Source organism: Sulfurovum sp. (assembly GCA_020525365.1).
GTDB lineage: Bacteria > Campylobacterota > Campylobacteria > Campylobacterales > Sulfurovaceae > Sulfurovum.
Genome location: JAIZOF010000001.1, coordinates 1422533 through 1430164 on the forward strand (window position 1 = coordinate 1422533; position 7632 = coordinate 1430164).

Sequence of the window (7632 nt, forward strand, 5' to 3'; positions counted from 1 at the left end):
CAATCTGGCGACCATTTGCATCACCACCAGCATTATCATTGAATGCAATCTGGCGACCATTTGCATCTAAAAGAGTTCCGTATGTATCTGTTAAGCCTGTTGTCTCTACAGCCAATATTCCTCTGCTGGGAATGTGGATTTTAAACCAATCTTCATCTCCAGCTGTTTCAATACTTCCTGATGTTGTGCTGTTTGGATTGATGGGTGTTGCTGTACTTCTAGTGTTGGCATGATCATCAGGCAAAAAATGAGACACAAGCATATAAGAACCAGTTCTCGTAGCACTACTGTGTTTCACTTTCACATAATAGGTTCCAGCCGCTGTGATGAGCTTTGAGATTTTAAAGTTCTGACCTAAACCGCCAGCATTATCATTGAATGCAATCTGGCGACCATTTGCATCTAAAAGAGTTCCGTATGTATCTGTTACACCTGTTGTCTCTACAACCAATGTTCCTCTACTGGGGATGTGGATTTTAAAGAAATCTTTATCATTAGCTACTTCGATGTTCCCCTGTGTTGTGCTGTTTGGATTGATGGGTGTTGCTGTACTTATAGTATCGGGACGATTATTCGGTGTAAAATGAGACACAAACGCATAAGAACCAATTCCTGTAGAACTATGGTGTTTCACTCTTACATAATATACTCCAGCCACTGTAATGAACTTTGAGATTTTAAAGTTACGATCTGAACCACTATTGTCATCCAATGCAAGTTGAATACCGCTTCTATCTAAAAGGTACCCATATGTATCTGTTGAGCCAGTTGTCTCTATAACCAGTGCTCCTCCCCTATTAGGGATTTCGATTTTAAAGTAATCTACATCCCCAGCAAAGTCAATGTGCCCCTGTTTTGTATTGTTGAGACCTATGGGTGTTGCTGTATAGGCATCATATCCATAATCACTAGGTATAAAATGAGACACAAGTGCATAACTGCCAGTTCTCGTAGTACTATGGTGTTTTACTTTCACATAATAGGTTCCAGCCGCTGTGATGAACTTTGAGATTTTAAAGTTACGGTCCGAACTACTCATATTATCATTGGATGCAAGCTGGACACCACTTGCATTGTAAAGGTATCCTTTTGTATCTGTGGTGCCAGTTGTCTCTACAGCCAGTGCTCCGGCACGAGGGATTACAATTTTAAACCAATCTTCATCTCTAAATACTTCAAGATTTCCTGATGTTGTGCCATCTGGCTCCATAGGTGTTGCTGAATCCATAAGATTACTATGGTCATCAAAACGTATAATAAGCCTATAACGACCTGTTGATGAAACACTACTGTGTTTCACTTTCACATAATAGGTTCCAGCCGCTGTGATGGACTTTGAGATTTTAAAGTTCTGACCTGAACCACCATTGTCATCCAATGCAATCTGGGTACCGCTTGCATCGTAAAGAGATCCTTTTGTGTCTGTTAAGCCGACTGTCTTTGCAACCAGTGTTCCGGTACGAGGGATTACGATTTTAAACCAATCTGCGTCCCCAGCTCTATTAATGCGACCTTGTGTTGTACTGGCTAGACTGATCGTTCCTGCATCATCCCTGCTATTGGTATAATCATCGGCTATCAAATGAGACACAAGCGAATAATCGCCTGTTGATGAAGCAGTATGGTGTTTCACTTTCACATAGTAGGTTCCAGTTGTTACAAATTTTGAGATTTGAAAGTTATTATCTGAACTACTTATATTATCATTAAATGCAATTTCTCTGCCACCTGCATCGTAAAGGAATCCTTCTGTATCTGTGGTGCCTGTTGTCTCTACAACCAATATTCCTGTACCAGAGATTACGATTTTAAACCAATCTACGTCCCCAGCTTTATTAATACGTCCTGATGTTTGGTTGTTTAACTTTATGGGTGTTGCTGTATCCATAAGATTGCCATGATCATCAGATGGTACTACTTCATCTTTTTGTTTTTGAATACAACGGACTGAGTAGCCATATGCACGACCTTTTGTCTCTATCTTTCCCGTATTGTCTTGATCAAAAGAGAGAGTTCGTGCCATTTTATTTGAAAATTTGTCTGAAGCCATATAGTAACCAAAAGCATCCTCCAAAAAACCATTGCTTGCACTTTTAAAAACCTCTATACTGTTTTTAGTATTGTTGCGAAATCCTGCCAAAGGAAATTTCAATGTAACATCAAAGTCAGATTCATAAGATTCACGAATCAACTCCTCTGCAGTAGGTACCCTAAACCCTTTAGGGCATATGCCTGTACCGTCTGTTTTCCATAAAAATGCTTCTCTTTGGGCACCATTATCGTCCACACCATCGACTACCCAATCTGTCGTAGTGTTATTGACAGTAATAAACGCACTAAATGAAGGACGTATGGTTGTTGCTCGCCGATTTGTCTTATCTGGAAATGCAATCTGATGTCCATCTGCTGGTCTTCCCCACTGAAAGTAGTAACCATATGATGCCTCATCAGAAAGTGAGGTAGCTACCTGTGAGGCACCTATATTTCTGTCTAGCCATATTCGACCTGTTTTACTGGTTACACACCCGTACGTAAGACCTTTATACATGATTGCTTTAGTAGTACATGATATGGTCTTAGAAGTAAGCCTATTACCACTATTGGTACTACCGCATGCACCAAGGATTGCTATTACTATTGTGGCTACTGACCACTGTAAATATGATTTCATATCTTCTCACCTTTTTAAGGTTTTTTGTTGCATTGCTCTATTTTTTTCAATACAACGAAAAAGCACTCCACGCAGATGTAGCCCTTATTATACCCTACAAGCCTTTAATGTAGTGGCAAGTATTTTGCCTATAAACCCTTTAGGATCTATGAAAGCTCACTACCAGCATGAAGATGATTGCCATGCAAACACTCAAAAGAGTACAACGCACCTACAACAGCACTTTAGTGAAAAGTGCTGTATAAAACTACTTATTGGTTTGGGCTAGGTTGCTAATTGGGTATAAACCGAGAAAAAAAGGTGTAACTATCAGTTAGCGAAGCATGCACTTGCACATAAAATGTTCTACCCAAGTAATAAATTTTCCCACTACTTCCAGCTGCTGATGAAGCACTCACTCTCACATAGTATGTTCCAGCCGTAAGGGATCGTGTGATTGAAATGGTATTGGTTGCACGTACAGTCAATGCTCCTCCCCCACTAGGGATTTCAATTTTAAACCAATCTACATCCCTGGTTATTGTTAACCAATCTCTATCCCCGGTTACTTCAAAGCGTCCCCGTGTTGTACTGTTTGGATTGATGGATATTGCTGTGCTTCTATCGTCATCTTGCCTAGGTGCAAACTGAGAAATAAGCGTATAGCCATTGCCAGCTACTTGATTATTATAATTTCTCACTCTCACATAATAGGTTCCAGCGGTGACAAATTTTGAGATTTTAAAGTTATTGCCTGTATCACTAACATCATCATTGAATACAAGTCGAGTACCATTTGTATCTAAAAGCTCTCCGACTGTATCTCCTGAACCGGTTGTATGTACAGTCAACACTCCTCCTTCGCTAGGGATTATGATTTTAAACCAATCATTATCTCCAGCTTTATCAATGCTTCCTGATGTTGTACTGTTGGGGTCTATAAGTGTTGCTGTTTCTTTAGTATTGCCATGGTCATCAGAAACGTCTGCTTGTAGTGTAAAACGCGTAACAAGCGAATAAGAACCGATTTTTGAAGCAAAATAGTATTTCACTTTTATATAATAGGTTCCAGCGGTGACGATTTGTGAGATTCTAAAGTTCCGGTCTGTACCACTATTATCATCAGATACAGGTCTGGCACTACTTGGATTGTAAAGGGTTCCGACTGTATCTCCTGAACCAGTTGTATATACAGTCAATCTTCCTACACTTCCACGAGGGATTANCATATGCCTGTACCGTCTGTTTTCCATAAAAATGCTTCTCTTTGGGCACCATTATCGTCTACACCATCAGCGACCCAATCTGTCGTATTGTTATCTACAGCAATAAACGCACTAGATGAGGGGTGTATGGTTGTTGCTCGCCGATTTGTCTTATCTGAAAATACACCCTGATGTCCATCTTTTGGTCTTCCCCACTGAAAGTGGTAACCATATGATCCCTCATCAGAAAGCGAGGTAGCTGCCCGTGAAGCACCCAAGTTTCTGTCTAGCCATATTCGATTTGTTTTACTACTGGCTACACACCCGTACCTAAACCCTTGATACCTTATGTCACACAATACAGTTCTAGGAGTATTGGTATTGCCTTTGGCAGTATCGGTATTGTCTTTGGCATTGGTATTACCGTTACTGCTTTTGGTACTGGGACTATTAAGCGTGGTATTGCCATCATTGACACTGATATTGTTACCACATGCACTAAGGATTACGATTGCTATTGTGGCTACTGGCCACTGTAAATACGATCTCATTTTTCCCCCCTTTTTTTATGGGCTATATTGTTGTATCTTTTTCATGTAATAAAAAAGTACTTCACGTAAGTGTGCCCCCATTATACCAAAAAAAACCAAATATTCTTTAATATAATAAAAATAAATGTAGACAGATAAAGTACGCTAAGCCTTTTGGAGCCTATAAAAGTTCACTATTGGTATTAAAACATATGAAATTATGACTGTATGATAGCATATTGAAAGAGGATATTTTTGCCATACATACAGCACCCTGGTAGAGTGCTGTATGTATAATGTAAGGCTAGGCCGCTACTGACTAGGTGTAAATTCGGAAACAAGCGAATAATCACCCGTCCCCGAAGAAAAAAGGTGGTGTCTCACTTTCACATAGTATGTTCCAGCTGTAACGCTTTGTGAGATTTTAAAGTTCTGGTCTGAACCATTGTCATCATTAAATGCAATTTGGGTGGTACCGCTTGCATTATAAAGGTATCCTCGTGTATCTGTGGTGCCAGTTGTGTAAAGAACCAATGTTCCTCCACTGGGGATTTGGATTTTAAAGTAATCTTTATCATTAGCTACTTCAATGCGCCCCTGTGTTATGCTATTTGGCTCGATGGGTGTTGCTCCACCTCTACTGTCGTCATGATCATCAGGCACAAAACGAGACACAAGCAGATAATCACCGGTTGATGAAGGGTTACGGTGTTTTACTTTCACATAATATGCTCCAGGCATCGTTATGAGCTTTGAGATTTTAAAGTTATTGCCTGAACCACTATTGTCATCAGATACAATTTCTCTGCCACTTACGCTAGAAAGGTATCCTTGTGTATCTGTTGTTCCAGATGTATATATAATTAATTTTCCTCCTCCGTCAGGGACTCGGATTTCAAAGTAATCTTCATCCCCAGCAAAGTCAATGCGCCCCCGTGTTGTACTGTTTAGGTCTATGGATGTTGCCAGACTTCTGCTGTCACCATGATCATCATCAGATACAAAATGAGACACAAGTACATAACTGCCAGCCAGTAAAGCACTACTGTGTTTTACTTTCACATAGTATGTTCCAGCTGTGACACTTTTTGAGATTTTAAAGTTACTATAGGCTGAACCATTATCATCAGATGCAATCTGATGACCATTTGCATTCAAAAGAGTTCCGTATGTATCTGTTAAGCCGGTTGTCTTTACAACCAGTGTTCCTCTACTGTGGATTTGGATTTTAAAGAAATCTACATCCCCATCTACTTCAATGCGCCCCTGCGTTGTACTGTTTGGATTGATGGGTTTTGCTGTACTTCTGGTATTGCCATAATCATCAGATATAAACTGAGAAATAAGCGTATAATAACCAATTGATGAAGCACTACTGTGTTTTACTTTCACATAGTATGTTCCAGTTGAGACACTTTTTAAGATTCTAAAGTTACTATAGGTTGAACCATTATCATCAGATGCAATCTGATGACCATTTGCATTCAAAAGAGTTCCGTATGTATCTGTTAAGCCGGTTGTCTTTACAACCAGTGTTCCACTACTGGGGATTCGGATTTTAAAGAAATCTACATCCCCGGCTACTTCAATGCGCCCTTGTGTTGTACTGTTTGGATTGATAGATGTTGCTGCAATTCTACTACTGGTATGATCATCAGGCACAAAATGAGACACAAGCGCATAAGAACCAATTCCTGTAGGACTATGATGTCTCACTTTCGCATAGTATGTCCCAGCTGTGACACTTATTGAGATTCTAAAGTTATGACCTGAACCACTGTTGTCATCCAATGCAAGCTGGGCACCGCTTCCGCCTAAAAGGGATCCATATGTATCTGTTGAGCCAGTTGTATTGATAATTAATGTTCCTCTTTTTCCACTAGGGATTATGATTTTAAAATAATCTCCACTTCCAGCTGCTTCAATACGCCCCCGTGTTGTACTTTTGAGAGCTATGGGTGTTGCTGTATTGACATTATATCCATAATCATTGGGTATAAAATGAGATACAAGTGCATAAATACCTGTTCCCGTAGTACCACTGTGTCTCACTTTTACATAGTATGTTCCAGCCACTGTGATGAACTTTGAGATTTTAAAGTTATGGTTCGAACTACTTATATTATCATTGGATGCAAGCTGGACACCACTTGCATTGTAAAGATATCCTTTTGTATCTGTGGTGTCAGTTGTCTCTACAACCAGTGTTCCGGTACGAGGGATTACGATTTTAAACCAATCTACGTCCCCAACTTTATTAATATGTCCTAATGTTGTGCTGTTTAGGTCTATGGATGTTGCTGTATCTATACGATTACTATGATCATCAGATAATATTGTTGCTTTTTTGATAGATGGCACTACTTCATCTTTTTGTTTTTGAATACAACGGACTGAGTAGCCGTATGCACGACCTTTTGTCTCTATCTTTCCCGTATTGCCTTGATTAAAAGAGAGAATCCGTGCCATTTTACTTGAAGATTTGTCTGAAGCCATATAGTAACCAAAAGCATCCTCCAAAAAACCATTGCTTGCGCTTTTTAAAATCTCTATACTGTTTTTAGTATTGTTGCGAAATCCTGCCAAAGGAAATTTTAATGTAGCATTAAAGTCAGGTCGATAAGATTCACGAATCAACTCCTCTGCAGTAGGTACCCTGAACCCTTTAGGGCATATGCCTGTACCATCTGTTTTCCATAAAAATACTTCTCTTTTGGAACCATTATCGTCTACACCATCAGCGACCCAGTCTGTCGTATTGTTATCTACAGCAATAAACGGGCTAAATGAGGGATGTATGGTTATTGCTCGCTGATGTCTCTTGTCCGAAGATACGCGCTGATGTCCATCTGATGGTCTTCCCCACTGAAAGTAGTAACCATATGATGCGGCATCAGAAAGTGAGGTGGCTGCCCGTGAGGCGCCCAAGTTTCTGTCTAGCCATATTCGACCTGTTTTACTGGCTACACACCCGTACGTAAGACCTTTATGCCTTATTACTTTAGTAGTACATGATATGGTCTTAGAAGTAAGCCTATTACCACTATTGGTACTACCGCATGCACCAAGGATTGCTATTACTATTGTGGCTACTGACCACTGTAAATATGATTTCATATCTTCTCACCTTTTTAAGGTTTTAGGTTGCATTGCTCTATTTTTTCAATACAACGAAAAATATTCCATACAGGCACAGTTACCCATTATAACTTAAAAAACCTTTAATGCGACGACAAATGGTCGGGCG

3 protein-coding genes are annotated in these 7632 nt (G+C 39.8%); all 3 read right to left on the reverse strand.

Annotated elements, in window-relative coordinates; genetic code table 11:
• Positions 1-2671: pre-peptidase C-terminal domain-containing protein (locus LGB01_07040; protein MCB4753952.1), on the reverse strand; the 2671-nt coding region annotated here is incomplete at its 3' end.
• 272 nt (positions 2672-2943) lie between these two features.
• Positions 2944-3903, reverse strand: a complete 960-nt coding sequence (locus LGB01_07045; GenBank protein MCB4753953.1) for a pre-peptidase C-terminal domain-containing protein — start codon at positions 3901-3903, stop codon at positions 2944-2946.
• A gap of 794 nt (positions 3904-4697) precedes the next feature.
• Complete coding sequence (locus tag LGB01_07050) at positions 4698-7502, reverse strand: pre-peptidase C-terminal domain-containing protein (protein ID MCB4753954.1); 2805 nt, start codon at positions 7500-7502, stop codon at positions 4698-4700.
• Between the last annotated feature and the right edge of the window lie 130 nt (positions 7503-7632).